Annotated in this window: 18 protein-coding genes and 1 tRNA gene; 12 read left to right on the top strand and 7 right to left on the bottom strand. The window is 58.3% G+C overall.

The features are described 5' to 3' along the window. Window positions 1-191: 191 nt before the first annotated feature. The 4 genes from LK03_RS07385 (at window position 192) to LK03_RS07370 (ending at window position 6,385) form a co-directional block, all read left to right on the top strand. Window positions 192-2,114 carry a PrkA family serine protein kinase gene (locus LK03_RS07385; protein ID WP_038411741.1) on the top strand — a complete coding sequence of 641 codons (1,923 nt, stop codon included), beginning with the start codon at window positions 192-194 and terminating at the stop codon, window positions 2,112-2,114. A 140-nt stretch (window positions 2,115-2,254) separates the two neighbouring features. Continuing rightward, a complete protein-coding gene (locus LK03_RS07380) occupies window positions 2,255-3,529 on the top strand; it encodes a YeaH/YhbH family protein (RefSeq protein ID WP_038411740.1) in 1,275 nt (424 codons plus the stop codon). After that, complete coding sequence (locus LK03_RS07375) at window positions 3,526-5,094, top strand: SpoVR family protein (protein ID WP_038411739.1); 1,569 nt, start codon at window positions 3,526-3,528, stop codon at window positions 5,092-5,094. The genes LK03_RS07380 and LK03_RS07375 overlap by 4 nt, the downstream gene beginning before the upstream one ends. A 58-nt stretch (window positions 5,095-5,152) precedes the next feature. Further along, the gene (locus LK03_RS07370) at window positions 5,153-6,385 is read left to right on the top strand and encodes a multifunctional CCA addition/repair protein (RefSeq protein ID WP_038411738.1); all 1,233 of its coding nucleotides are present in this window, start codon (window positions 5,153-5,155) and stop codon (window positions 6,383-6,385) included. A gap of 48 nt (window positions 6,386-6,433) precedes the next feature. Here the strand turns inward: LK03_RS07370 and folK are convergent, their stop codons facing one another. Together folK and folB are read right to left on the bottom strand one after the other, a co-directional pair. Continuing rightward, complete coding sequence (gene folK / locus LK03_RS07365; RefSeq protein ID WP_038411737.1) at window positions 6,434-6,943, bottom strand: 2-amino-4-hydroxy-6-hydroxymethyldihydropteridine diphosphokinase; 510 nt, start codon at window positions 6,941-6,943, stop codon at window positions 6,434-6,436. Next, window positions 6,934-7,290 carry a dihydroneopterin aldolase gene (folB, locus tag LK03_RS07360; RefSeq protein WP_038411736.1) on the bottom strand — a complete coding sequence of 119 codons (357 nt, stop codon included), beginning with the start codon at window positions 7,288-7,290 and terminating at the stop codon, window positions 6,934-6,936. Before folB ends, folK begins: the two co-directional genes overlap by 10 nt. A 75-nt stretch (window positions 7,291-7,365) precedes the next feature. Between folB and plsY the strand changes: the two genes are divergently transcribed. Continuing rightward, the gene (gene plsY, locus LK03_RS07355) at window positions 7,366-7,935 is read left to right on the top strand and encodes a glycerol-3-phosphate 1-O-acyltransferase PlsY (RefSeq protein WP_038411735.1); all 570 of its coding nucleotides are present in this window, start codon (window positions 7,366-7,368) and stop codon (window positions 7,933-7,935) included. 31 nt (window positions 7,936-7,966) lie between these two features. Here plsY and tsaD read toward each other — a convergent pair whose 3' ends face one another. Continuing rightward, window positions 7,967-8,992 (bottom strand): tRNA (adenosine(37)-N6)-threonylcarbamoyltransferase complex transferase subunit TsaD, encoded by a 1,026-nt coding sequence (gene tsaD / locus LK03_RS07350; RefSeq protein ID WP_038411734.1) that lies wholly within the window; start codon window positions 8,990-8,992, stop codon window positions 7,967-7,969. Window positions 8,993-9,196: 204 nt separating this feature from the next. On the opposite strand from tsaD, the gene rpsU reads away from it, so the two are divergent. The 5 genes from rpsU to LK03_RS07325 all read left to right on the top strand — a co-directional run bounded on the left by rpsU (window position 9,197) and on the right by LK03_RS07325 (window position 17,644). Beyond that, complete coding sequence (gene rpsU / locus LK03_RS07345) at window positions 9,197-9,412, top strand: 30S ribosomal protein S21 (protein ID WP_003255575.1); 216 nt, start codon at window positions 9,197-9,199, stop codon at window positions 9,410-9,412. Window positions 9,413-9,696: 284 nt separating this feature from the next. After that, complete coding sequence (dnaG, locus tag LK03_RS07340) at window positions 9,697-11,694, top strand: DNA primase (protein WP_038411733.1); 1,998 nt, start codon at window positions 9,697-9,699, stop codon at window positions 11,692-11,694. Between the two features lie 67 nt (window positions 11,695-11,761). Then, window positions 11,762-13,609 carry an RNA polymerase sigma factor RpoD gene (gene rpoD, locus LK03_RS07335; RefSeq protein WP_038411732.1) on the top strand — a complete coding sequence of 616 codons (1,848 nt, stop codon included), beginning with the start codon at window positions 11,762-11,764 and terminating at the stop codon, window positions 13,607-13,609. Between the two features lie 195 nt (window positions 13,610-13,804). Continuing rightward, entirely contained in the window at window positions 13,805-17,551 is a 3,747-nt protein-coding gene (locus LK03_RS07330; protein ID WP_038411731.1) for a bifunctional diguanylate cyclase/phosphodiesterase, read from the top strand. Between the two features lie 16 nt (window positions 17,552-17,567). Next, window positions 17,568-17,644: transfer RNA gene (locus LK03_RS07325), tRNA-Ile, on the top strand. Window positions 17,645-17,694: 50 nt separating this feature from the next. Here the strand turns inward: LK03_RS07325 and LK03_RS21895 are convergent. Then, window positions 17,695-18,856 (bottom strand): IS3 family transposase gene (locus tag LK03_RS21895; protein WP_156109521.1). Its coding sequence is split into 2 segments (ribosomal slippage): window positions 17,695-18,598 and window positions 18,597-18,856, totalling 1,164 coding nucleotides; the frame shifts between segments, so codons are not numbered across the junction. A 966-nt stretch (window positions 18,857-19,822) separates the two neighbouring features. Here LK03_RS21895 and LK03_RS21890 point away from each other — a divergent pair. Both LK03_RS21890 and LK03_RS21885 read left to right on the top strand, forming a co-directional pair. Continuing rightward, window positions 19,823-20,557, top strand: coding sequence for a hypothetical protein (locus tag LK03_RS21890; protein ID WP_081951576.1), 735 nt, complete (start codon window positions 19,823-19,825; stop codon window positions 20,555-20,557). After that, window positions 20,547-22,829 (top strand): DEAD/DEAH box helicase, encoded by a 2,283-nt coding sequence (locus tag LK03_RS21885; RefSeq protein ID WP_081951575.1) that lies wholly within the window; start codon window positions 20,547-20,549, stop codon window positions 22,827-22,829. The genes LK03_RS21890 and LK03_RS21885 overlap by 11 nt, the downstream gene beginning before the upstream one ends. 473 nt (window positions 22,830-23,302) lie before the next feature. On the opposite strand, the gene LK03_RS07310 is transcribed toward LK03_RS21885, so the two are convergent. The 3 genes from LK03_RS07310 to LK03_RS07300 form a co-directional block, all read right to left on the bottom strand. Continuing rightward, window positions 23,303-24,259, bottom strand: a complete 957-nt coding sequence (locus LK03_RS07310; protein ID WP_240478650.1) for a tetratricopeptide repeat protein — start codon at window positions 24,257-24,259, stop codon at window positions 23,303-23,305. Between the two features lie 140 nt (window positions 24,260-24,399). Further along, window positions 24,400-25,083 carry a glycosyltransferase family 25 protein gene (locus tag LK03_RS07305; protein ID WP_038411726.1) on the bottom strand — a complete coding sequence of 228 codons (684 nt, stop codon included), beginning with the start codon at window positions 25,081-25,083 and terminating at the stop codon, window positions 24,400-24,402. 167 nt (window positions 25,084-25,250) lie between these two features. Further along, window positions 25,251-25,904 (bottom strand): hypothetical protein, encoded by a 654-nt coding sequence (locus tag LK03_RS07300; RefSeq protein WP_038411725.1) that lies wholly within the window; start codon window positions 25,902-25,904, stop codon window positions 25,251-25,253. Window positions 25,905-25,938 lie beyond the last annotated feature (34 nt).

The raw sequence follows: 25,938 nt of genomic DNA, 5'->3' as shown, positions 1-25,938 counted from the left end.
CCTTGCGCAGAACCAACTATCCTTAAGCCCAGGCCATCCAAACAGGGGAGAGCCGGTACACCGGCGTGCGGGTCATCGGTTGCGTTCCAAGGGTGTTCTGGGGGGTTAACTGCAAGGGGTAGTTGCCACTTGCATGCCAGCATCAGCTGATAGATCCGGCGTCGGCTCCACGTATCGAGCGAGGTGACGTCATGAGTATTTTTAGCCACTTCCAACAGCGTTTCGAATCCACCCGACAAGAAGAACTCTCGTTACAGGAGTATCTCGAGCTGTGCAAAGCGGATCGAAGCGCCTATGCCTCGGCTGCCGAGCGCCTATTGATGGCGATCGGCGAGCCAGAGCTGGTAGACACCTCGACCAACTCCAGAATGTCGCGGATCTTCTCCAACAAGGTCATCCGCCGCTACCCTGCTTTTGCCGACTTCCATGGCATGGAGGAATGCATCGAGCAGATCGTGTCCTACTTCCGCCACGCCGCTCAGGGCCTGGAAGAGAAGAAACAGATCCTCTATCTGCTCGGCCCGGTGGGCGGCGGTAAATCGTCGCTGGCAGAAAAGCTCAAGCAGTTGATGGAAAAGGTGCCCTTCTACGCCATCAAGGGCTCACCGGTATTCGAATCCCCCTTGGGGCTGTTCAACGCCACTGAAGACGGTGCCATCCTCGAAGAGGAATACGGCATCAACCGGCGCTACCTGAGCACCATCATGTCGCCGTGGGCCACCAAGCGCCTGCAGGAATTCGGCGGCGATATTTCCAAGTTCAAAGTGGTCAAGCTGTACCCCTCGATCCTCAATCAGATCGCCATCGCCAAGACCGAACCAGGTGATGAGAACAACCAGGATATTTCTGCCCTGGTGGGCAAGGTGGATATCCGCAAGCTCGAAGAATTCCCGCAAAACGATGCCGACGCCTACAGCTACTCCGGCGCGCTGTGCCGCGCCAACCAGGGTTTGATGGAATTCGTCGAGATGTTCAAGGCACCGATCAAGGTGTTGCACCCCTTGCTGACCGCCACTCAAGAAGGCAACTACAACAGTACCGAGGGCCTTGGCGCCATTCCCTATACCGGTATTCTGCTGGCCCACTCCAACGAATCGGAATGGCACACCTTCCGCAACAACAAGAACAACGAAGCGTTCATCGACCGTATCTACATCGTCAAAGTGCCCTACTGCCTGCGTGTCAGCGACGAGATCAAGATTTACGACAAGTTGCTGGTCAACAGTTCGCTGGCCAATGCGCACTGCGCGCCCGACACCCTGAAGATGCTCGCCCAGTTCACCTCGCTGTCGCGCCTCAAAGAACCTGAGAACTCGAACATCTATTCGAAGATGCGCGTCTACGACGGTGAAAACCTTAAGGACACCGATCCCAAGGCCAAGTCGATTCAGGAATACCGCGATTCAGCCGGCGTCGATGAAGGCATGAATGGCCTGTCGACCCGCTTCGCGTTCAAGATTCTCTCCAAGGTCTTCAACTTCGACCCGCACGAAGTCGCCGCCAACCCGGTGCACTTGCTGTACGTGCTGGAACAGCAGATCGAGCAAGAGCAATTCCCCGCCGAAACCCGCGAGCGCTATCTGCGCTATCTCAAGGAATACCTGGCACCGCGCTACATCGAGTTCATCGGCAAGGAAATCCAGACCGCCTACCTCGAGTCATACAGCGAATATGGCCAGAACATCTTCGACCGTTATGTGCTGTACGCCGACTTCTGGATTCAGGATCAGGAATACCGCGATCCGGAAACCGGGGAAATCCTCAACCGCATCGCGTTGAACGAAGAACTGGAAAAGATCGAGAAGCCTGCCGGCATCAGCAATCCCAAGGACTTCCGTAACGAGATCGTCAACTTCGTGTTGCGCGCCCGGGCCAACAACAATGGCAAGAACCCCAGCTGGCTCAGCTATGAAAAGCTGCGCGTGGTGATCGAGAAGAAGATGTTCTCCAACACCGAAGACCTGTTGCCGGTCATCAGTTTCAACGCCAAGGCGAGCAAGGAGGACCAGCAAAAGCACAACGACTTCGTCACGCGCATGGTAGAACGTGGCTATACCGATAAACAGGTGCGCCTGCTTTCGGAATGGTACCTGCGGGTCAGGAAATCGCAATAAAGCGGCAAGCGACGAGCCGCAAGCTGCAAGCTGCCTGGCGTTGGCATTGCTGCCCGCGCCGGGTCTTGCGGCCGCGGTGGCTGCTCTTTCGTGCAGCTTGAAGCTTGTGGCTTGCAGCTGCTCCAGCTACCGGAGGAACCATGAGCTACGTTATCGACCGACGCCTGAACGGCAAGAACAAGAGCACGGTCAACCGCCAGCGCTTCCTGCGGCGTTACCGTGACCACATCAAGAAGGCGGTTGAAGAGGCCGTCAGCCGTCGCTCCATCACCGACATGGAACACGGCGAGCAGATCAGCATTCCCGGACGCGATATCGACGAACCCGTGCTGCACCACGGCCGTGGCGGCAAGCAGACCATCGTCCATCCGGGCAACAAGGAATTCACCGCAGGGGAACAGATCGCCAGGCCACAAGGGGGCGGTGGTGGAGGCGGCGGCCGTGGCAAAGCCGGTAACTCCGGCGAAGGCATGGACGAGTTCGTCTTCCAGATCACCCAGGAAGAATTTCTCGAGTTCATGTTCGAGGACCTCGAGCTGCCCAACCTGGTGAAACGTCACCTCAACGGCACCGATACCTTCAAGACCGTGCGCGCCGGCATCAGCAGCGAGGGCAACCCGTCGCGTATCAATATCGTACGCACCCTGCGCTCGGCCCATGCCCGACGGATCGCCCTCACCGGCAGCAGTCGTGCACTGTTGCGCGAGGCTCAGGCCGAGCTGGAGCGCCTGAAAGTCGAAGAGCCCGACAACTTTGGTGATATCCAGGCCGTCGAGGCCGAAATTGTACGCCTGAAGGCGCGTATCAATCGCCTGCCGTTCCTCGACACCTTCGACCTCAAGTACAACCTGCTGGTCAAGCAGCCGAACCCCAGTTCGAAAGCGGTGATGTTCTGCCTGATGGACGTCTCCGGCTCCATGACCCAGGCGACCAAGGACATTGCCAAACGCTTCTTCATCCTGCTGTACCTGTTCCTCAAACGGAACTACGACCGCATCGATGTGGTGTTCATCCGCCACCACACCAGCGCCCGCGAAGTGGACGAAGAGGAATTCTTCTATTCCCGTGAAACCGGTGGCACCATCGTTTCCAGCGCGCTCAAGCTGATGCAGGAAATCATGGCCGAGCGTTACCCCACCAACGACTGGAACATCTACGCTGCCCAGGCCTCCGACGGTGACAACTGGAACGATGACTCGCCGGTGTGCCGCGACATTCTCGCCAAGCAGATCATGCCCCATGTGCAGTACTACACTTACGTCGAGATCACCCCGCGCGAGCATCAGGCGCTGTGGTACGAGTACGAGCGCATCGGCGAGGCTTTCCCTGACACCTTCGCGCAACAGCAACTGGTCTCGGCCGGCGATATCTACCCGGTCTTCCGTGAACTCTTCCAGCGCAGGTTAGCCACATGACTGCCAGAGCCCAGAGACGCCAGCCCATTTCCACCGGATCGGAGTGGACGTTCGAGCTGATTCAGACCTACGACCGCGAAATCAGTCGTCTGGCGGCCCGCTACGCACTCGATACCTACCCCAACCAGATCGAAGTCATCACCGCCGAACAGATGATGGATGCCTATGCCTCGGTTGGCATGCCCCTGGGTTATCACCACTGGTCGTACGGCAAACAGTTTCTCAGCACCGAGAAGTCCTATACCCGCGGGCAGATGGGCCTGGCCTACGAGATCGTCATCAACTCCGATCCGTGCATCGCTTATCTCATGGAAGAAAACACCATGTGCATGCAGGCACTGGTGATCGCCCATGCCTGTTATGGGCACAACAGTTTCTTCAAAGGCAATTACCTGTTCCGCACCTGGACCGATGCCACGTCGATCATCGATTACCTGGTGTTCGCCAAGCAGTACATCAGCCAATGCGAAGAGCGCCATGGCATCGATGCGGTCGAGGACCTGATCGATTCCTGCCATGCGCTGATGAACTACGGTGTCGACCGCTACAAGCGGCCCTACCCGATTTCGGCCGAAGAGGAGCGGCGTCGGCAGAAAGACCGCGAGGAGCACCTGCAACGGCAGATCAACGACCTGTGGCGGACCATTCCCAAGGGTGCGGAAAAGGGCAACGAGAAAGACTTCGCCCGCTTCCCGGCCGAGCCGCAGGAAAACATTCTGTATTTCATCGAGAAACACGCACCGCTGTTGGAGCCTTGGCAGCGTGAAGTGGTGCGTATCGTGCGCAAGATCGCCCAGTACTTCTACCCACAGCGCCAGACCCAGGTGATGAACGAAGGCTGGGCAACGTTCTGGCACTACACGCTGATGAATGACTTGTATGACGAAGGCCTGGTGACCGAAGGCTTCATGATGGAGTTTTTGCAGTCGCACACCAGCGTGGTGTTCCAACCGGGTTACGACAGCCCCTATTACAACGGCATCAATCCCTATGCCTTGGGCTTTGCCATGTACACCGACATTCGACGGATGTGCGAGCACCCTACCGAAGAAGATCGCCGCTGGTTCCCTGAGATTGCCGGCAGTGACTGGCTCTCTACCCTCAAGTTCGCCATGACCAGCTTCAAGGATGAAAGCTTCATCCTGCAGTACCTGTCGCCCAAGGTCATACGCGATCTGAAGCTGTTCAGCATTCTCGACGACGACCAGCGCGATGACTTGCTGGTGCCGGCGATTCACGATGAGTCGGGCTATCGGACGATTCGTGAGCAACTGGCTGCGCAATACAACCTCGGCAACCGCGAACCCAACGTGCAGATCTGGAGCATCGATCGGCGTGGCGACCGTTCGCTGACCCTGCGCCATCAGCAACACAACCGCAAACCCTTGGGCGAGTCCACCGAGGAGGTGCTGCGCCACCTGCACCGGTTGTGGGGTTTCGACATTCATCTGGAAAGCGTCCAAGGCGAGCACGTCGTCAAATCCCACCACATGCCGCCGCGCAGCGAGCACGGCGATGGGCTGGAGTACGGACGCGGCGACCTGGCCATGGCCCATCGTTCCTGAATGACCCTTCGATCTGGCGCGCACGTTATGCTGTGCGCCAGATTGGAGGTAAGTGCCCATGCAAATCTACAAAGTTGGCGGTGCCGTGCGCGACCGCCTGCTCGGTCGCAGCGTCAGTGATATCGACTGGGTGGTGGTCGGTGCCAGCGTCGAACAGATGCACGAACTGGGCTATCGCCCGGTCGGCGCGGATTTTCCGGTGTTTCTGCACCCCGAAAGCGGTGAGGAATACGCCTTGGCGCGCACTGAGCGCAAGAGCGGTCGCGGCTATGGCGGCTTTACCTTCCACGCCAGCCCGGACGTGACCCTCGGGCAGGACTTGATCCGCCGCGACTTGACCATCAATGCCATGGCCGAGGACGAATATGGCCAGTTGTATGACCCTTACCATGGCCAGGCCGACCTCGAGGCCCGGGTACTGCGCCACGTCTCCCCTGCCTTTGCCGAAGACCCTTTACGCGTGCTGCGCGTCGCACGCTTCGCCGCGCGCTATGCACCGTTGGGCTTTCGGGTGGCCGAGGAAACGCTTGAGCTGATGCGCCAGATCGGCGAATCAGGCGAGCTTCAAGCGTTGACTGCCGAGCGCAGCTGGAAGGAAATCGAACGCGCCTTGATGGAAGACCAGCCCCAGGTGTTCATTCAGGTGCTGCGTGACTGCGGCGCACTGCAACACTTGTTGCCGGAGGTCGACGCGCTGTTCGGCGTGCCGCAACCTGAAGCGCACCATCCGGAAATCGACAGCGGCGTGCATACCTTGGCAGTACTCCAGCAAGCGGCGCTGCACCAGCAACCCCTGAGCGTACGCTGGGCCTGCCTGTTGCACGACCTCGGCAAAGGCACTACCCCGCCCGCGCAGTGGCCTCGGCACATCGCCCACGAGCACCGTGGGCTGAAGCTGATCAAAGCAGTGAATGAACGCTTCAAGGCACCACGGGAATGTCAGGAGCTGGCCTTGCTGGTGGGCGAATACCACACCCATGGCCATCGCGCCGTGGAGCTGCGCGCCGACACGCTACTGACCCTGTTGCAGAAATTCGACATCTACCGGCGCCCACAGCGCTTCGAAGACTTCATCGCGGCCTGCGAAATGGACGCCCGTGGCCGCCTGGGCCTGGAACGACGAGCCTACCCACAGGCCGACTACCTGCGCTCGGCAGCACAGGTGGCACGCGCCGTCACAGCACAATCGCTGATCGATCAGGGTTTGAGCGGCAAGGCGCTCGGGGATGCCATCCAGCACGCCCGCCTGCAGGCGTTGAAAGCCTTCAAGGCAGAGCGCGCGCAGGCTTGAGTGCGGCCACGGCCTGAGCGGGCAGGACGCTGGCTCAGGTCAAGGGATTCAGGCTTCGGTCAGTTGCCGCCCACGCCACTCGAAGGGCACTGGCGCCAGCACTTGCTGAATATCGGCTTCCTGCCACAGCTGCGCCATGCTCTTGCCCGCCACGGGGTGCACCAGGTGCGGCGCCAGCAGCGACAGCGGCCACAGCACGAAGGCGTTCTTGAGGATTTCTGCTCGCGGCAGCACCAGGCCGTCGAAGGTACCTTGCCAGTCTTGGTACATCAGCACGTCGATATCCAGCGGCAGCCCCTTGCGATCAGGGGCGTAGCGGCCGTTGTCAGCCTCGATGAACTTGAGCCGACGGTCGAGTTCGAGCAACGGCAGGTGGGTCTGGCCAGTGACCACGAAGTTGATGAACGGGCCGCTCTTGATGCCGACTGGCTCGCTTTCGAAGGCCGGCGAGCAGCGCAGATCGACCAGCACTTCGGCCAGCGCATCGAGACCGGCGCACAAGTGCCGCTCGCGCTCGATATTGCTGCCCAGCCCCAGGTATACCGTGCTCAGAGACATCCGCGCTCGATCTCCACGCCCACTCCACCCCGCGCAGCCGCAATGGCGCCGGGCTTGGTGACTTTCAGGCGCATCCAACGGATGCCGAACTCGCTCATCAGCGCGGCGGCCAGACGCTCGGCGAAGGTTTCCACCAGTTCGAAACGCGCCTGCTCGGCGAATGCCTGAATGCGCGCGGTGACCGTGGCGTAATCCAGCGTCAGGCTGAGATCATCGTCCGCTGCCGCCGGACGGTTATCCCAGGCGAACCGCAGGTCCAGGCGCAGGCACTGGCGGATGTCACGCTCCCAGTCATAGGCACCGATGACGGTATCGACCTCCAGGCCTTCGATGAACACTCTGTCCAAGCACTTCTCTCCACAGCACGACAAGGGCGACGGGCGCCGTTAGAATCTGGGGCGTCCTCGCCCGGAATAGTTAGCATGTTTTGGTTTCTGGCACTGCTCGCCTACCTGCTTGGCTCGCTGTCCTTCGCCATCGTCCTGAGCCGCCTTTCGGGCAGCCCGGACCCACGTTGCAGCGGTTCAGGCAATGCCGGCGCCACCAACATGCTGCGCCTGGCAGGGCGCCGAATGGCGATCCTGACCCTGTTGGGCGACCTGTGCAAGGGCGTCGTACCGGTACTGCTGGCACGAGGCGCGGGTCTGGACCTGCACGAGCAAGCCTGGATCGGCCTGTGTGCGGTGGTCGGCCATGTGTTTCCGCTGTATTTCCGCTTCCGCGGCGGCAAGGGCGTCGCCACGGCGGCAGGCATGCTCAGTGCGGTGTACCTGCCAGCCGCGCTGCTGGCCATCAGTGTGTGGCTGCTGACGCTCTATCTCAGCCGCACCAGCTCGCTGGCCGCCCTCATCGCGACCCCTCTGACCCTGCCGCTTCTGGCTTGGCGCCAGCCCGAAGCATTGCTGCCGATGGCGGTGCTGACCGTGCTGATCGTCTGGAGCCACCGCAGCAACCTGCGCGATCTGCGTGCGGGGCGCGAGCGGCATTTCTAGACGCTGAAAAGCCTGGCGCGATCCCGCCCATTCACAGCGGCGGCAGTTGCTCCATCGGCCAGCGCGCCTGCACGCTGATCGCCAGGTCCTGCTGCTGACCGGCCAGCAGACGCTGGCAACCGGCATAGGCGATCATCGCGCCGTTGTCGGTGCAGAACTGCGGACGCGCGTAATAAACGTTGCCCTTGAGCCCGGCCAGCATCTCTTCAAGTGACGCGCGCAAGGCTTTGTTGGCACTCACCCCCCCGGCGATCACCAGTCGCTTGAGGCCGGTCTGCTTGAGGGCCCGCTTGCATTTGATGGTCAAGGTCTCGACCACCGCCTGCTGGAACGCCAGGGACACATCGCAACGGGTCTGTTCGGTGTCATCGCCAGCCGCACAGCACTGCTGCCAGGTGTTGAGGGCGAAGGTCTTCAAGCCGCTGAAGCTGAATTCCAGGCCAGGGCGATCGGTCATTGGCCGTGGGAACTTGAAGCGCCCCGGCACGCCGTGCTCGGCCAGACGGGCGATTTCCGGGCCGCCCGGATAATTCAGGCCAATGAGCTTGGCAGTCTTGTCGAAGGCCTCACCTGCGGCATCGTCCAGGCTCTCACCCAGCAGCTGGTATTGGCCAATGCCATCGACGCGCACCAACTGCGTGTGACCACCCGACACCAACAAAGCGACGAACGGAAACTGTGGCGGCTGGGCTTCGAGCATGGGCGCCAGCAGATGCCCTTCCATATGGTGGACGCCGATCGCCGGGACGTCCCAGGCGAACGCCAGCGCCTGGGCGCACGACGCGCCGACCAGCAGCGCACCGACCAATCCGGGCCCTGCGGTGTAGGCGATGGCGTCGATGTCGCTGGCCACGCAGCCGGCGCTGGCCAACACTTCGCGGATCAACGGCAGCATGCGCTTGACGTGGTCACGCGAGGCAAGCTCGGGCACTACGCCGCCGTAGACGCGGTGCAGATCGATCTGGCTGAACAGCGCATCGGCTAGCAAACCGCGCTCACTGTCATATAATGCGACGCCTGTTTCATCGCAGGATGTTTCCAATCCCAGTACTAGCATGGGCCTTTGCCTTGTAGAGGCTGAATTCGAAGCCGCGCATGATAGTCGCCGTGCCAGGTGCCGACCAGCGGTTTTCGATCAGAGGCTTTGCATTCCGGCTGGCTACGGGGTAACATCCGCAACCCTTGAAAACCGACGTTCTCCAGCACACCATTGTTTTGCCAGGAGTACGTCTACCCCGGTAATGAATTAAGGTAGCCCTGGATGCCAGCCGTCAAAGTTAAAGAGAACGAACCCTTCGACGTCGCTCTGCGTCGTTTCAAGCGCTCCTGCGAAAAAGCCGGTGTATTGGCTGAAGTTCGTAGCCGCGAGTTTTACGAAAAGCCCACCGCAGAGCGTAAGCGTAAGGCTGCTGCCGCTGTTAAGCGTCACGCCAAGAAAGTTCAGCGCGAACAGCGCCGCGCCGTTCGTCTGTACTAATACAGACGTCGTCGCAAAGCTTCTGCCAAGCCCGGCCCTGCGCCGGGCTAATGGCAGTTGTAGTTTCAAGCTCTAGGCCATGCGCCTATTGCGCCCCGGCACAAGCTACGGGCAACCTGCTACATGACGTCAGATCTGGTCCTGGACCAGCGGTGCACGTGCTACTGACGAGCCTTTCGAGGCTGGCGACGCGCACACCCTTCCCGCTTTTCCCACTTTCATCACTGGCCGCGAAGCTGCGCGCAAGCGTTTAGACTTGCCAGTAGCCAGATGACGAGACGACCATGGCCGGGCTGATTCCACAGAGCTTCATCGACGATCTTCTCAACCGCACCGACATCGTCGACGTGGTGAGTTCGCGCGTCCAGCTGAAAAAAACCGGCAAGAACCTGTCCGCCTGCTGCCCTTTCCACAAGGAAAAGAGCCCGTCGTTCACGGTCAGCCCAGACAAGCAGTTCTACTACTGCTTCGGCTGCGGCGCAGGCGGCAACGCGCTGGGCTTCATCATGGACCACGACAACCTGGACTTCCCCCAGGCCGTCGAGGAGCTGGCTCGGGCAGCCGGCATGGAAGTGCCACGCGAAGACAGCCGGCGCGGGCAAAAGCCGCGCCAGCCAACCGATTCACCGCTTTATCCGTTGTTGGCCGCCGCCAGTGAGTTCTATCGCCAGGCGCTGCGCAGTCATCCGACCCGCAAGACGGCGGTCGAATACCTCAAGGGCCGCGGCCTGTCGGGCGAGATCGCCCGCGACTTCGCCCTGGGCTTCGCCCCCCCTGGCTGGGACAACCTGCTCAAGCACCTGGGCGCCGATCCACTGCAGCACAAGGTGATGATCGACGCCGGCCTGCTGATCGAGAACGCCGAATCCGGCAAGCGCTACGATCGCTTCCGCGACCGGGTGATCTTCCCTATCCGCGACAGCCGTGGCCGGGTGATCGCCTTCGGCGGTCGGGTATTGGGCGACGACAAGCCCAAGTACCTCAACTCGCCGGAAACCCCTGTATTCCACAAGGGCCAGGAGCTGTATGGCCTGTTCGAGGCACGCAAGCACAACCGCAACCTCGACGAAATCATCGTCGTCGAGGGCTATATGGACGTCATTGCCCTGGCCCAACAAGGCTTGCGCAATGCCGTGGCCACCCTGGGCACGGCCACCAGCGAAGAGCACCTCAAGCGCTTGTTCCGCGTGGTGCCCAGCGTGCTGTTCTGTTTCGACGGCGACCAGGCCGGCCGCAAGGCGGCCTGGCGTGCGCTGGAGTCCGCCTTGCCCAGCCTGCAGGATGGTCGACGCGCGCGATTTCTGTTCCTGCCAGAAGGCGAAGACCCGGACAGCCTGGTTCGCGCAGAGGGCACCGATGCTTTCCATGCGCGGATCAACCAGCATGCTCAGCCGCTCGCCGATTACTTCTTCGAGCAGTTGAGCAACGAGGCCGACCCGCGCTCGCTGGAAGGCAAGGCGCACATGGCCACGCTGGCTGCGCCGCTGATCGAACAGGTGCCAGGCGCCAACCTGCGTCAGCTGATGCGCAATCGCTTGCGTGAAATCACTGGCCTCGATCCCCAGCAGGTCGAGCAACTGGCGCAAAAAGCGCCGCCGGCCAGCACGCCGGACTACGACCCTGGCTACGATTACGACGCCATGGCCAGCTTTACCCCGAACTACGACGACTATACGCAGTTCGAGCACGCGCAGCCCCAGCTGGAACAGCAGCCGTGGACTGCGCAGAAAAGTGGCAAGAAGCAGTGGCAGGACAAACCGTGGAGCAAGAAGGGTGGCAAACCCTGGCAGCGCGACGGTCAACGCGACGCGCCGCCACGGGTGCCGGCACCCGTGGAACCGCCCACCCTGTCTGCGCTGCGTACGCTGCTGCATCATCCGCTGCTGGCGGGAAAGGTGGAAAATGCCAGCCATTTCGCCGACGAAGACCACGTCTACAGTCAGTTGCTGGTGGCCTTGATCGAAGCCGCACAGAAAAATCCTGGTCTAAGCTCGATGCAACTGATCGCCCGCTGGCACGGCACCGACCAGGGTCGTCTGCTTCGGGCCCTTGCCGAGAAGGAGTGGCTGATCGATGGGGAAAACCTTGAACAGCAGTTTATCGACACCATAACCAGGTTATCCGCTCGTCAGCGCGAGCGAAGGCTTGAACATCTGATGAAGCAGGCGCGTCTAAGCGATAGTGGCCATGGCCCTGCGCTGACCAGCGAAGAAAAAACCGAACTGGTTGCCTTGCTCATTCGACATGTTCCAGCACAAACCCCGACCTCAACTGGCGCGTGAGGTCCATGCTCGGGTATAATCCTCGGCTTGTTTTTTGCCCGCCAAGACCTTCAGTGGATAGGGTGTTATGTCCGGAAAAGCGCAACAGCAGTCTCGTATCAAAGAGTTGATCACCCGCGGTCGTGAGCAGGGCTACCTGACTTACGCGGAGGTCAACGACCACCTGCCGGAGGATATTTCAGATCCGGAACAGGTGGAAGACATCATCCGCATGATCAACGACATGGGGATCAACGTATTCGAGAGTGCTCCGGATGCGGATGCCCTTCTGTTGGCGGAAGCCGACACCGACGAAGCCGCCGCTGAAGAAGCTGCCGCTGCGTTGGCGGCCGTTGAAACCGATATTGGCCGTACGACCGACCCGGTGCGCATGTACATGCGTGAAATGGGCACCGTCGAACTGCTGACCCGCGAAGGCGAAATCGAAATCGCCAAGCGCATCGAGGAAGGCATCCGTGAAGTCATGGGCGCCATCGCTCACTTCCCGGGCACCGTCGATCACATTCTCAGCGAGTACGAGCGCGTCACCACCGAGAGTGGCCGCCTGTCCGATGTCTTCAGCGGTTACATCGATCCTGACGACAACATCGCCGCCCCCAACGACGACCTGCCGGTTCCAGGCGCCAAGCCTGCGGCCAAGACGGACGACGATGAGGAAGAAGAAAGCGACGACAGCGACAGCGAAGAAGAAGAAACCGAAAGCGGCCCGGACCCGGTCTTGGCTGCACAGCGTTTCGGCGCTGTCGCCGAGCAACGTGACGCCACCCTGAAAGTGCTGAAGAAGCACGGCCGTGGGCACAAGGACAGCATCGCTGCCATGCTCGCCCTGGCTGAGCTGTTCATGCCGATCAAGCTGGTGCCCAAGCAGTTCGAGGCACTGGTAGAGCGCGTTCGCGGTGCTCTGGACCGCCTGCGTGCCCAGGAGCGGGCCATCATGCAACTGTGCGTCCGTGACGCGCGTATGCCGCGTGCCGATTTCCTGCGCCTGTTCCCCGGCAACGAAACCGACCAGACCTGGAGCGGCGATCTCTCCAAGCGCAGCACCAAGTGGGCTGCCGCGCTGGGCGAAAAAGACGCCGCCATCGTCGCCTGCCAGCAGAAGCTGATCGACCTGGAAACCGAGACCGGCCTGACCGTGCTCGAAATCAAGGACATCAACCGTCGCATGTCCATCGGCGAGGCCAAGGCCCGTCGCGCCAAGAAGGAAATGGTCGAGGCGAACCTGCGTCTGGTCATCTCCATCGCCAAGAAGTACACCAACCGCGGTCTGCAGTTCCTCGATCTGATCCAGGAAGGCAACATCGGTCTGATGAAGGCGGTGGACAAGTTCGAATACCGTCGTGGTTACAAGTTCTCGACCTACGCCACCTGGTGGATTCGTCAGGCCATTACCCGCTCGATCGCCGACCAGGCACGCACCATCCGTATTCCGGTGCACATGATCGAGACGATCAACAAGCTCAACCGTATTTCCCGGCAGATGCTGCAGGAAATGGGCCGTGAACCGACCCCGGAAGAGCTGGGCGAGCGTATGGAAATGCCTGAGGACAAGATCCGCAAGGTGCTGAAGATCGCCAAAGAGCCGATCTCCATGGAGACGCCAATCGGTGATGACGAAGACTCGCACCTGGGCGACTTCATCGAAGACTCCACCATGCAGTCGCCGATCGACGTGGCTACCGTCGAAAGCCTCAAGGAAGCGACCCGCGATGTACTGTCGGGGCTGACTGCACGGGAAGCCAAGGTACTGCGCATGCGCTTCGGTATCGACATGAACACCGACCACACCCTCGAGGAAGTGGGCAAGCAGTTCGATGTCACCCGCGAGCGGATTCGTCAGATAGAGGCCAAAGCGCTGCGCAAGCTGCGCCACCCGACGCGAAGCGAGCACCTGCGCTCGTTCCTCGACGAGTGATCAAAGAACCCCGGCCCAGGCCGGGGTTTTTCTTTTCAGCGCGCACCGTCTCAGTGCACACGCCCGAGCATAAAGGGCTTTGGCGACAGCCACTTGGCGTCATTTTTCCCACCTCAAAGACAAAATCTTCACGCGTCCAGCGCGGGCTAAATGCCCGTCTACACTCGACTCAACGCCCTTGATCGAGACGCTGTTATGCGGTTGCTGCCGGCCTGCCTGTTGCTGTTGATGTCCCTCTGGACGACGGCTGCCAGCGCCCTGAACCTTACGCAAGAAGAGCAGAACTGGCTCAGTAAACATCCAGATATCCGACTGGGCGTCGACTCGGCCTGGCCGCCGTTCGAATTTCGTGACCCCAGCGGCCGCTACCAGGGCCTGTCCGCTGACTACATCGGGTTGATCGAGAAAAGGCTGGGCATCACCGCCACCGCTCTGCCGCCCAGCAGTTGGACGCAGTTGCTCGATCAGGCCCGAAACAATCGGCTCGACCTGCTGGCCGGGGTCATGTCCACGCCCGAGCGCCAGCAATACCTGTCATTCACCCGCCCCTACCTGGACTTTCCAATCGTCATCCTGGCGCACAATGGCGGCCCGCAACCGCGCTCGTTGCAGGATCTCTACGGCCTGAAAATCGCTGTGGTGGACAACTATGCCCCCCACGAGTTATTGCGCACCCACCATCCCGACCTCAACCTGGTGGCCATGGCCAACGTCAGCTCGACCTTGCAGGCGCTGGCCACCGGCCAGGTCGATGCCGTGGTCGGCGATCTCGCCTCGAGCATCTGGAGCCTGCGCGAACTCAAGCTCGATGGCTTGCACGTCAGTGGCCAGACCCCGTATCGCTACCAACTGGCGATGGCCGCGCCAAGGGAAAGCAGCCTGCTGGTGTCGATTCTCGACAAGGTCATGGCCGACCTGTCGCCCAGTGAAATCGACGCAATCCATGAGCGCTGGGTGGCCGACGCACTCGATCAGCGCACATTGTGGACCGACCTGCTGCTTTACGGTCTGCCCGCCCTGCTGCTGCTGATCGTGGTGCTGGCGATCGTGATCCGCATCAACCGCCGGCTCAGCTCGGAAATCTCCAGGCGCATCGCTCTCGAACAGGAACTGCGCAGCAGTGAGTACCATTACCGCAGCCTGATCGAGAGCCTGTCGGCCATTGCCTGGGAAGCCGACGCCAACGAGTTCACCTACAGCTATGTTTCGCCCCACGCCGAGGGCCTGCTCGGTTATGCCCTCAAGGAATGGCTCAAACCGGGGTTCTGGCGCAGCATCCTGCATCCCGACGACGCGTTGTGGGCGCAGACTTACTGCGAAAGCGAGACCGCCGCCGGGCGCGACCATAGCCTCGATTACCGAGTGATCCGCGCCGATGGGCGTGCGCTGTGGGTGCGCAACATCGTCAGCATGATCGAACAGGGCCATAAACCGCTGATGCGCGGGCTGATGATCGACATCAGCGAAACCAAGCGCGCCGAACATGCGCTACGCCTGTCCGAGCAGAAATTCGCCTCGGTGTTCGAGCAGTGTCCGGACATTCTGGTGATCGCCCGCCACAGCGATGGCTGCCTGCTGGATGTCAACGAAGCCTTCGAAGAACAGATCGGCCTGCAGCATGCCCAGGTCATCGGTCATACCGCCACCGAACTGGGCCTGTGGGAAGCCGAGCAAGCCGGTCCCAGCCTGCTGGAACGCTTGCACCGTGGCGGCATCCGCAACCTGGAGATGACCTTCCGGCGCAGCAACGGCCAGCGTTTCACCGGCCTCACCTCGGCGCAGACCTTCGACCTCGACGGCACCGCGGCGATGGTGGTCGCGGTGCGCGACATCAGCCAGCTCAAGCAAACCCAGGAACAACTGCAGACCTCAGAAGAGAAGTTCGCCAAGGCCTTCCACGCCTCGCCCGATGGTCTGCTGCTGTCGCGCCAGAGCGATGGCCTGCTGATCGAAGTCAACGAGGGTTTCTGTCGCCTGACCGGTTACGACCTCAACCCCCTGATCAATAACCAGACCGCTCTCGAGCTGGGCATCTGGGTTGACCTCGACGAACGCCGGCGCCTGGTCGAGCGCCTGCGTCAGGACGGTTTCGTGCGTGACTTCAGCTGCCTGATCCGGCGCAGCGACGGGCAGATTCGCCTGTGCGAGCTGTCTGCTCGACCACTGCCCATCGCCGGTGTCGACTGCATGCTGACCATCGCCCGCGACATCACCGAACGCCACCTGATGCAGGAAAAACTGCAACTGGCCGCTACCGTGTTCGAGAACACCGCCGAAGCCGTGCTGATCACCGACACTGAGCAGCACATCAGCGCGGTCAACCGTGCCTTCAGCGAAATCACCGGGTACAGCGAGATCGAAGCTCTGGGCCAGACACCCCGGCTGATGGCGTCAGGGCAACATGACAGCGCCTTCTATGCGGCGATGTGGCACCAACTGACTGCCGAGGGCCACTGGCAAGGCGAGATCTGCAACAAGCGCAAGAACGGCGAACTGTACCCTGGCTGGGTGACCATCAGCGTGGTGCGCAACCACGAGCGCGAGATTACTCACTTCGTGTCGGTGTTCGCCGACATCTCCAGCCTCAAGCACGCCCAGGCCAAGCTCGACTACCAAGCCCACCACGACCCGCTGACCGGGCTGCCAAACCGCGCGCTGTTCGAGAACCGCCTGCAAGCCGCCCTGACCTGCTCGCAAGGCTCCAGCCACCAGGGCGCTGTGCTGTTCCTCGACCTGGACCGCTTCAAGCACATCAACGACAGCCTCGGCCACCCGGTGGGCGACCTGCTGCTCAAAGGCATTGCCCAGCGCCTGAAAGAGCAGGTACGCGACGTCGATACCGTGGCGCGTCTGGGCGGCGACGAGTTCATCATCCTGCTGCCAGGCCTGCACCGCCCGAGTGACGCCAGTGCCATCGCCAACAAGTTGCTGGCCTGCTTCGTCGCGCCGTTCCAGGCAGGCGAGCACGAGTTCTTCACCAGCGCCAGCATCGGCATCAGCCTTTATCCACAGGACGGCACCGACGTCGCCAGCCTGATCCGCAACGCCGACGCCGCCATGTACCGCTCCAAGGCCAAGGGCCGCAACCGCGTCGAAGCCTACACCCGCGATCTCACCGCCCAGGCCAGCGAGCGTATCGCCCTGGAGCACGAACTGCGCCGGGCCATCGAGCGCAACGAACTGAGCCTGTGCTACCAGCCCAAGTTCAGCCTCAAGACGCAGAGCCTGGTCGGCGCCGAAGCCTTGATTCGCTGGAGCCACCCCACCTTCGGCGAGGTGCCGCCCGAGCATTTCATTCACCTGGCCGAAGACAACGGCAGCATTCTCCAGCTCGGCGACTGGGTGCTGGAGCAAGCGTGCCGGCAAATGCAGGCGTGGAAAGCCGAGTACCTGCCCTTCGGCCCCCTGTCGATCAACCTCGCCGGCGCCCAACTGCGCCAACCCAACCTCGCCGGACGCATCGAGCAACTGCTTGGGGCCTACCGCCTGGAAGCCGGTGACTTGCAGTTGGAGATCACCGAAAACTTCATCATGAGCCAGGCCGAAGAGGCCCTGATCGTGCTCGATCAGCTCAAACAGCTCGGCGTACAGCTGGCCATCGACGATTTCGGCACCGGCTACTCCTCGCTCAGCTACCTCAAGCGCCTGCCACTGGACATCCTCAAGATCGACCAATCCTTCATCCGCGGCCTACCCGAAGACGCCCACGACGCCGCCATCGCCCGCGCCATCATCGCCCTGGGCCGCAGCATGCAACTGACCATCATCGCCGAAGGCGTCGAAACCCAAGCCCAACAGCAATTCCTCGCCGCTGAAGGCTGCGAACAGATCCAGGGCTACTACGTCAGCCTCCCCCTCCCCCCCGCCGAATTCGCGGCGCAGTTTCTTCGTATAGCACCAACAGATCTTTCAGATGGCACCTCTCCCATTCCCCCGTTATAATCCGGCCTCCTTCTGGGGGCCTATAGCTCAGTTGGTTAGAGCAGAGGACTCATAATCCTTTGGTCCACGGTTCGAGTCCGTGTGGGCCCACCATACTCAAAGCCGCGCAAATGCGCGGCTTTTGTGTTTCTGGCGTGTAGTGGTCAACTCATTCCGGACACAGTTTTGAGTTTTTCTTCCACTTTCGCCGGGGCCAGTCCACCGTTGAAATGGTGGGGCTGTATCCAGTTGTAATGGTTCATCAGGTACTGGCTGATGTCTCGTTGAGCTTGCTGCCCAGTCAGGTATCCCGTGGTCGGTATCCACTCTGATTTCAAACTGCGAAAGACTCGCTCCATCGGCGCGTTATCCCAGCAGTTGCCTCGGCGGTTCATGCTCTGTTGCATGCGGTAGCGCCAGAGTCTCTGGCGGAACTGACGACTGCTATATTGCGATCCCTGGTCGGAGTGGAACAGTCCCCCTTGAGGCTTGTCGCGTTGTTGGTACGCCACGTCCAGCGCTTTGACCACAAGGTCTGCGTCCGGCTTTTCTGATAGTGCCCAGCCCACCACTCTGCGTGCATAGAGATCGAGGACAACTGCCAGATAGTGCCATTTGCCCTGCGCCCAAACGTAGGTGATGTCGCCACACCACACATGATTTGGCGCTTGGACATCAAACGCTCGGTTCAAGATATTCGGAATTTCTGGCCGCTCCACCGTGGCCTTTTTGTACGCATGCGACCCAGGCTGCTTGCTAACCAACGCCAGTTCACGCATCAGGCTGCGCACCTTGAACCGCCCACTTTGCTCACCTTCTTCTTGCATCATTGCCTTGATGCTACGGCTGCCGGGCGCACTTCGCCCTCGCGTGAACAACTCATTCACTCGGCTGCGCAATCGCAGTCGCTCAACGTCCGGAGTTCGTTTTCTAAGACGATGTGTGTAGTAACTTGAGCGAGTGACTTCGGACACCTCGCACAACCAATCAACCGGCTCATGGGCGCTGAGTTGAAGGATCAGCGAGTACGCTCGAGATCTTCCGACATCAAGAGCGCGGTAGCCTTTTCAGTATCGATTTCTCGCGTTCAAGGCGCGTTATCCAAGCTTCGAGCTCTTGGATTTTCTGCGGCTCTGAGGTCAACGCTTTGCGGGCGGGCGTGATGCCGCCACGCTCCTGCTGAAGCTGGTTAACCCAACGGCGTAGCGCCGACTCCACCAAGCCGAGCGAGCGGGCTGCTTCGGCATGACTGTAGTCTTGGTCGAGCACCAGGCAGGCAGCTTCGCGTTTGAATTCAGGGGTAAAGGTACGACGTTGCTTGGTCATCAGACACCTCTCTGTGCGAGCATTCTCGCCTAAATGGGTGTCCGGTTTTATTAGACCACTACACCTGTAGGAAAGAGTGAGTAAGTCTGAGAGTTTCCCATGCGGCAATGGATTACTATTGCCATTCGCAACAGGCTCATCCATGGGCCACAATTTGAAATGGTTCAAAGTTTGTCGATTATCGACTGCCCGCCTTGCGTGGGCACCTAACGGGTGAGCACCTGAAGCAACTCACCCCTTGATGCCCGGAAGCTGCCCCCCCCCCATTAGGGAGTGCTCTACCAGCTGTATCTTTTAGTCGCTGATACGATGTATAGGGTTAAGCCGATCGGCCGCTGCCTGCTATCAAGTCCCGTTCGTCATGACGAAGATACGTCAATTGAGTGGGCTATTGCAGGATAGGCGAAGCGACGGTGCTTCGTCATACAGCGCACGGTTAGCCCTATATGCCCATCAATAGCCCTACCGTCCGGATTGGACTGCTGGCTAGCGGCCATCGTGGTGACACCTTGCGCTGGCTCTTGCAGGGCTTATTTCAGGATCACAAAGCTGGCGCCTAGGAATCGGTGCTACCTCCTGCCTGTCAGCTAGCGACCGCTTGCCCACTCCCACGGCGCATTCGTCGCAAAGGCATGGCAAAAGTACGACGAAACCATAGTGGACTTACGCTAGATTTCGTTATGATCTGGACGACACAGGCTCCCCGAAAGGTTGAGAAATGGACTTCCCCCCTGTTATAACCCCATCTCTGCAAACGCTGAGCCGGTCCACTCCGGCTGTATCTTTTATCACCTCATTCGACTCGCCACAGGCGATAGATTACAAAAATGTGTCAATATTGCGTACTGCTCTTCACGAACAGTTCAGCAAGAAGATTTGCCATCGACATTGCAGCTCATCGCAACCAATTAAACTATCAGCAGCAAGACAGACTGTCTTTAGGGCTCGGGCCTCTGAGGTATCCGTATGTCTGTAAGTTATGGGAGGGTGATCCCCGATTTATCTTGGGGATGCGAGTTCACTGAGATTCTTAACTCGACAGAAATGCAGTTTGTTAAGATCTGCCATGTCCATGTTACGCAGATATCACAGATATCAAAAATGCTTACTTCTTCTATTGTTGATACCTCTTGGATGGTGGATCTAGATATCGGAGCCAGAGAGGCATACGAATTTACCGTTCAAGAAACGTCCGAATTACTCATCAAAATCTTCAAAGCAGCAGAGTCAGCCGGTAGTATTGTAGAAGATTTTGGCGAACTTATGGTATCCATGGGTGCGGCTAAATCCTTAGAACTATTACTTAGTCACACACTTATCCCGATAGCGGAGTTATGGAAGCCACAAGCAAAGCAAAACGAGGGATTTGACTTCCATAGCGTTTGCACCGCTGATCATATAAATTTCGGCGAAGCTAAATACTCCTCAAATAGCACTACCTATGGTATTGCCCTGGACCAAGCTAGCGAATTTCTTGTCGCGAAGAAACACAAGCGAGATTGGGTACACCTAACAAGCCTAGCCTCTCCAGCAAGCATTAAAAATTTAAATGATAACTTACATGGAATTATTGCAGCGTTTTCCGTAAATGCAAAAGAGCCTCTAACAATATACAAAAATGCGTTACAGAGGGCTATTGAGTTTGCGTCCGAGAAAAAGGTCAGCTTTGTGTATATGGTAGGTGTAACTCATGAAAGCTAGAAAAATAAAAGAAACTCTTGACCCCCTCTCAGACCTCGCTAACGTTTTTGAGCACCTTCATTTACAGGGTCCTATTAGCTCGGACATCCTTGAAACATTATCTTACTTTCGAATTTTTCACCCAGAAATCTTTGCCAGTCTAGAGGAGAAAATCATCTCTGCACTTGGATTGTTCTATAAAATATCCAATCCAGACAACCTTTATTCGTTACTTTTAAGCTCTATCGGAGAAGCTCATAATAAAGCCTATGGAAGATATCTGACTCCGGTCCAGGCGAGTGTAAGACGTGCAGTTGATAAAAAACAATTTATTTCTATTTCTGCTCCGACAAGCGCAGGCAAGTCTTATTCTATACGTGACTTCATTGCGGAACAGAGTGGAGACGCGGTTGTTGTTGTGCCGTCTCGGGCTTTGATCGCCGAATACATAAATACAATGAAAGACAGGTTTCAGGGTATAAAAGGAGTGATGATCACTCCTTTCATTGACGTCGTCTTCACAAGTAGAAATCTAAGGCGGATATTCGTCCTTACACCAGAGAGAGCAAGGGACCTTTTCGTATCATCAGCAAAACTTGAGATTAGAACATTTTTCTTTGACGAAGCGCATGTCTCAGAAGACAAATCTCGCGGGATTATCTTTGACGTAGTAGTTCGACGTATTCAAAAAGCTTTTCCGAGTGCAAAACTAATCTTTGCACACCCGTTCGTAGACAATCCAGACGCTCAGTTTAAAAAACATGGAATTTCTAGCGACAGTGGTTATGCCAGATCTTATACACATGGCACAGTGGGTAAGGTCTGCGTTTTTCAACATAATAATGGGCGCGACTATATATTCTCGCCGTTTGAAGAGAAAGGTTATCGAATTCGAGAATGCGTTGAACTCAAAGATGGATTTAACAAATTCGCCTTCAATGGCAAGCATTCTATATTAATATATATCTCTAAAGCATCTATTTACAACGGCAAGTTTCTAGACGGACACGAAAAATACATAGAAAATTTTCCTATTATTTCCGAACCTCTAGCTAAAGAAATAATTGAGTCTGTACAAGTCCTTCTTGGCGCAAACCAAGACGATCATCGCTCAAGAATGGTTGAGCTTCTAAAGAAGGGAGTTGTGATTCACCACGGCTCTGTTCCATTGGAGGTGAGATTTATGGTTGAGAACTTCATTCGCTCTGGGTACGCAAAAATTTGCTTTGCTACTAGCACATTGGCACAAGGGGTCAACATGCCCTTTGATATCGTATGGCTTGACAATATGCGATTCCAAGGTGATGGAGATGAGGAAAAATCCTTATCATTTAAGAATCTCATAGGTAGAGCAGGTCGGCTCTCCGATAAGGCAAAATTTGACTTTGGATATGTATTTACCAAGAATCCTAAGCTTTTTACTGAACGAATAAATCAGAACTTTAGACTAAACGAGAAATCCGTTATTGACTTGCCATATGATGAAAATGGCGACTCCGCCGAGCTTTTGAAAGCGATTAAGGACGAAACATTTGACGACGAACTGCATCTGCCGAGATCTAAAATTGAACGCCTTTCGTCTGTAGAAGTTCTTGAGGCGGCGGCGAATATACTAGACATACTTTACAGTGGGAGCGAACACCTTAAAGATGTACTGCGCGGCGATGTCAATCGCGACACTCGAATAAAACTTATAGAATATTTTAGGGCGATATACGAAGGAGCATTAGGGCGCTCGCTACATGAAGGAGAACTAGCTGTATTTAAGACAGCAATTGGAATAATGCTTCAAACCTTCCAAGGCATATCTTTCAAAGAAATCGTCGGCAATCGCTACAGCCGCATTTCTCGCCGTGCATATAAAGGAGCAGGAGATGCAGAATTTTCGCAACCGGCAAACAAACTGCCTGACAGCAATTTAAAAAGATCATACTCAATTTACGAAAAAGGCACTCCAGCAAAGCAAGTAAGTTACGACGCCATCGTTTTCGATACTTACGACTACTTGGATCAAGTAATTTCTTTCTCGCTTTCTGACACTTTTGTCGGATCATTTAAAATTTATAAGAACATAAGCAACGACAATCGATCAGACAAAATGATTGAACTATTACGATTTGGTACAAATGATGCGATGCACATGTTATTGATGCGATATGGATTTCCACCTGAAGAAGTCGCAGAACTTACACCATACATATGCTCCATTTCCGAATCAGACATCTCTTTCAAAAGCACCATAGCTCAAGCTCCAACATACATTAGGAACATGGTAGAATGGTACCTACCCTAGTTATTTATAAAGCAAGTGAAATATTGGATTCGAGTCAGAGGTAGACCACCCAATTTAATCCTGCAGCTTCTGTGAAGCTATATAAGCCCTGTCCTTGCTAGCGCTAGTATTCCTAATCGTCAATTTTCTCTAGGAATGCTAGCTTGCCCGACCCATAGAGGGCCGATTTTTCAAGAAGCTCGCTCGGTGAAGAAGTCTTACAAAAGCTGCCAGCGGTTAAGATCACGGTACAGTAGCGGTACAGCAATAAGTTTTTCGTACCTTCTCCAGATTACGCTGAAACCCTGAACCTATACATCACGCTAGGATGTTAAGCTACGCTTACGTTCCAATGATTATTCTAGGCTTCACAGCTTACCCAGCAACTCATAATCCTTTGGTCCACGGTTCGAGTCCGTGTGGGCCCACCAACGTCAAAGCCGCGCATAAGCGCGGCTTTTGTGTTTCTGGGACAAACACGCCAGATACTGTCCTCAGGCCAGCAACCGGTCGATCAACGCCTGCTCGTAATCGTTCAGAGGCTGATCCTCGTAGAGCTTGTCGGAGGCCGCGACCAGCGCCTGGCCCTCGACCTCACGCCCACTGTCGCCATACACGTGCCCAAGGTTCTCCAGCGACTGCAGGTTGCCGTGCTGAGAGAAGGAGATCAGGTACCAGCGCTCGGCCTGCTCGAGTTCGCCCAGGCGGTGATAGGCCACAGCCAGGTTGTGCTGGGCATAGACGTGGTCGGATTGCAGGGCCTGCAACAGCGCCTGCTTGGCCTGCTCATAGTCTTCGAGCTGCAAGTACAGAAGGCCAAGATTGTTGTAGCCGTCGACATGGCCCAACTCGGCCGCGCGCCGGTAGGCCTGCTCGGCCGGGCGATAGCGCTCGGCATGCAGATGGACGTCGCCGAGCAGGTTCAGCGCCTCCGGATGATCGTGGCGCACGGCGTTGTTGAGGTGCTCGACGGCGGCATCGTGATCGCCATTCTGGTAGGCCATGCTGCCAAGGTAGAAGTGGCTGCGGGGACAGTCATACTCGGCGGCTTGCTGGAAATATTGGCGGGCGGTGTCGTGATCACCCTCCTGGAAGGCCATGGTCGCGAGGTTGTAGTGGCTGCCTGGATAATCGTGCTCGGCAGCCCTAAGAAAGTGTCGGCGGGCGACGTCGTGATTACCGTCCTGGTAGGCCATGACGCCGAGGTTGTAGTGGCTGCCGGGATAATCAAGATCGGCGGCCTTCTGGAAGTGTCGGCGGGCATCGGCGCGATCGTCACGTGCCAGGCTCACCGCGCCAACGCCATTCATCCAGCGTGCGTCGGCGGGACACGCCTTGGCAAGGGTCTGGAAGCACTCCTGCGCGGTGTCCAGATCCTGCTCGCGAAACGCTGCCCAGGCCTGCTCATGGAGCGCCGTCGCCTGCTCGGCACTGAGCGTTTTTTTATTCATGAACCACATGGTGTTTCCTGCCTTGCGAGGGCCGGCCATTCTAAAGGCGCGCTATTGAAGCCAACAAGGCAATGGCTCTACTGGGCAGGCTCGAACCGTATTGAGGCAGGTCGAGCGCCAGAAGCCGTCAGGCGCCGCCCCTACAAATCCCGATGCAACACCGTCTTGCCAATATTCCTGAACGCCTCGGTGTATTGCCGCCGCCAGTTGCCTTTCCAGAAGTCGGCGTCGGGGCTTGTGCCGTCGGTGGAGCGGGCGGCGAGGACGTCGCTGGGGGCGATTTCTTCGGGTTGTTGTTGGCTGAGCATGGGGAACGACATGTAGCCCTTGAAATGTTTGCAGTAGATCCTGTCGATGGCCATGCCGCTGTATGGAGCGTGGCTGAGCAGGCGCTGGCAGCCGGCGGTGGAGAGGATGTAGGCGTGGGTGCCTTTGGCGCGTACGCGGGCGATGCCCAGGTTCCAGGTCAGCCAGACTCTGCCGAGGTTGGCGCCGAGGTAGAGTTGTTCGGGGTCGCGGCGGCGCAGGAAGGCGTTGATCTGCTGCACCTGCACGGACTGGAACTGCATCAGCGTGGCGTCGTCTTCGAGAATCAGCACGTGGCGGTAGCCGCGTTCGAGGGCGAGTTCGGCGCACCTGACGTGGGAGGTGAAGCAGCCGCGCTCGGGGCTGTGGGCGTCGCGGTCGACGATGAGGAATTCGATGTTCAGGCCGCTGCCGAGAAATTCGGCCTCGAGCAGCGCGCGGCGGTCGGTGCGTTCGCGCAGGCTGATGCAGAACACCCCGTCGATTTCCAGCTGGCTCAGATCCTTGCTTTTATTCATGTCGTGCATTCCTTGGTGACGGTACCTGACCGTGCGTGGTCAGGCCGGCGTTGCCGCCGGTTTTCGCACTGTGTAGGAAATGCTACGTGTCGCCTAGCGCCGGCTTGGAAAACTGACCGGCGGCGAGCGGGATCGTTCGGTTTACCGTCAGCGCAATCTGCGCGGCTTCAGAAGCCCAGGCGCAGCGCGGTACGCCAGAGGTTCTTCAACGGCGACAGCCAGTGTTTGCGCCAGTTGCGTGCCCACCATGCGTCCTCGTTGCGCACCACGGTTTCCAGGTCGCTGCCGGCCACCTCGGCGGGCAGCTGGCGATACATCATCGGGAACACGCAGTGCTGGCGAATGCGCTTCTTGAACAGCACGTCGACCGGCATGCCCTCATAGGGGGTGTCGGCCAGAATCTGGCAGCCCTCGCGCGACAGCACATAGGCATGCAGCGCCACCACGCGACCGCGGGCGATGAACGGGAACCAGGTCAGCCAGGTCTTGCCCATGCTGTAGCCCAAGTGCAGGGCCTGGAATGGCTGGCGGCGCATGAAGCGGTTGATCCAGTCGACCTGGCCGGGCTTGAGCGGGTAGGCCTGGGCGTCGTCTTCGAACACCAGAATGCGCGCGAAGCCTTTGTCCAAGGCCAGTCGAGCGAGCTGCTGATGGGATTCGTAGCAGCCTTGACGGGGGTCGCTGGCGCGCTCGACGACGTGGAAGAGCACCGGGTTGCTCATCTGGCTGGCAATGCCCTGGCGGAACAGTTCGCGGCGGTCGCCACGGGTGTCCAGCGAGATGCAATAGACGGCGTCGACATCGAAATGGATCTTGCTCAACCCTGTGTACCTGTTACTGGCGCCCCGCAGGCGG

The organism is Pseudomonas cremoricolorata (assembly GCF_000759535.1).
GTDB classification, from domain to species: Bacteria; Pseudomonadota; Gammaproteobacteria; order Pseudomonadales; family Pseudomonadaceae; genus Aquipseudomonas; species Aquipseudomonas cremoricolorata_A.
This window is presented reverse-complemented; position numbering and strand designations above follow the sequence as displayed.

Excerpts from the sequence above, each read along its gene's own strand:
- LK03_RS21885 (WP_081951575.1), top strand. The coding sequence starts at position 20,547 with ATGAAAGCTAGAAAAATAAAAGAAACTCTTGACCCCCTCTCAGACCTC.
- folK (WP_038411737.1), bottom strand. The coding sequence starts at position 6,943 with ATGTCTCTGAGCACGGTATACCTGGGGCTGGGCAGCAATATCGAGCGC.
- LK03_RS21890 (WP_081951576.1), top strand. The coding sequence starts at position 19,823 with ATGTCTGTAAGTTATGGGAGGGTGATCCCCGATTTATCTTGGGGATGC.
- LK03_RS07375 (WP_038411739.1), top strand. The coding sequence starts at position 3,526 with ATGACTGCCAGAGCCCAGAGACGCCAGCCCATTTCCACCGGATCGGAG.
- rpoD (WP_038411732.1), top strand. The coding sequence starts at position 11,762 with ATGTCCGGAAAAGCGCAACAGCAGTCTCGTATCAAAGAGTTGATCACC.
- LK03_RS07370 (WP_038411738.1), top strand. The coding sequence starts at position 5,153 with ATGCAAATCTACAAAGTTGGCGGTGCCGTGCGCGACCGCCTGCTCGGT.
- LK03_RS07305 (WP_038411726.1), bottom strand. The coding sequence starts at position 25,083 with ATGAATAAAAGCAAGGATCTGAGCCAGCTGGAAATCGACGGGGTGTTC.
- LK03_RS07385 (WP_038411741.1), top strand. The coding sequence starts at position 192 with ATGAGTATTTTTAGCCACTTCCAACAGCGTTTCGAATCCACCCGACAA.
- LK03_RS07310 (WP_240478650.1), bottom strand. The coding sequence starts at position 24,259 with ATGAATAAAAAAACGCTCAGTGCCGAGCAGGCGACGGCGCTCCATGAG.
- rpsU (WP_003255575.1), top strand. The coding sequence starts at position 9,197 with ATGCCAGCCGTCAAAGTTAAAGAGAACGAACCCTTCGACGTCGCTCTG.
- tsaD (WP_038411734.1), bottom strand. The coding sequence starts at position 8,992 with ATGCTAGTACTGGGATTGGAAACATCCTGCGATGAAACAGGCGTCGCA.
- dnaG (WP_038411733.1), top strand. The coding sequence starts at position 9,697 with ATGGCCGGGCTGATTCCACAGAGCTTCATCGACGATCTTCTCAACCGC.
- LK03_RS07330 (WP_038411731.1), top strand. The coding sequence starts at position 13,805 with ATGCGGTTGCTGCCGGCCTGCCTGTTGCTGTTGATGTCCCTCTGGACG.
- plsY (WP_038411735.1), top strand. The coding sequence starts at position 7,366 with ATGTTTTGGTTTCTGGCACTGCTCGCCTACCTGCTTGGCTCGCTGTCC.
- LK03_RS07380 (WP_038411740.1), top strand. The coding sequence starts at position 2,255 with ATGAGCTACGTTATCGACCGACGCCTGAACGGCAAGAACAAGAGCACG.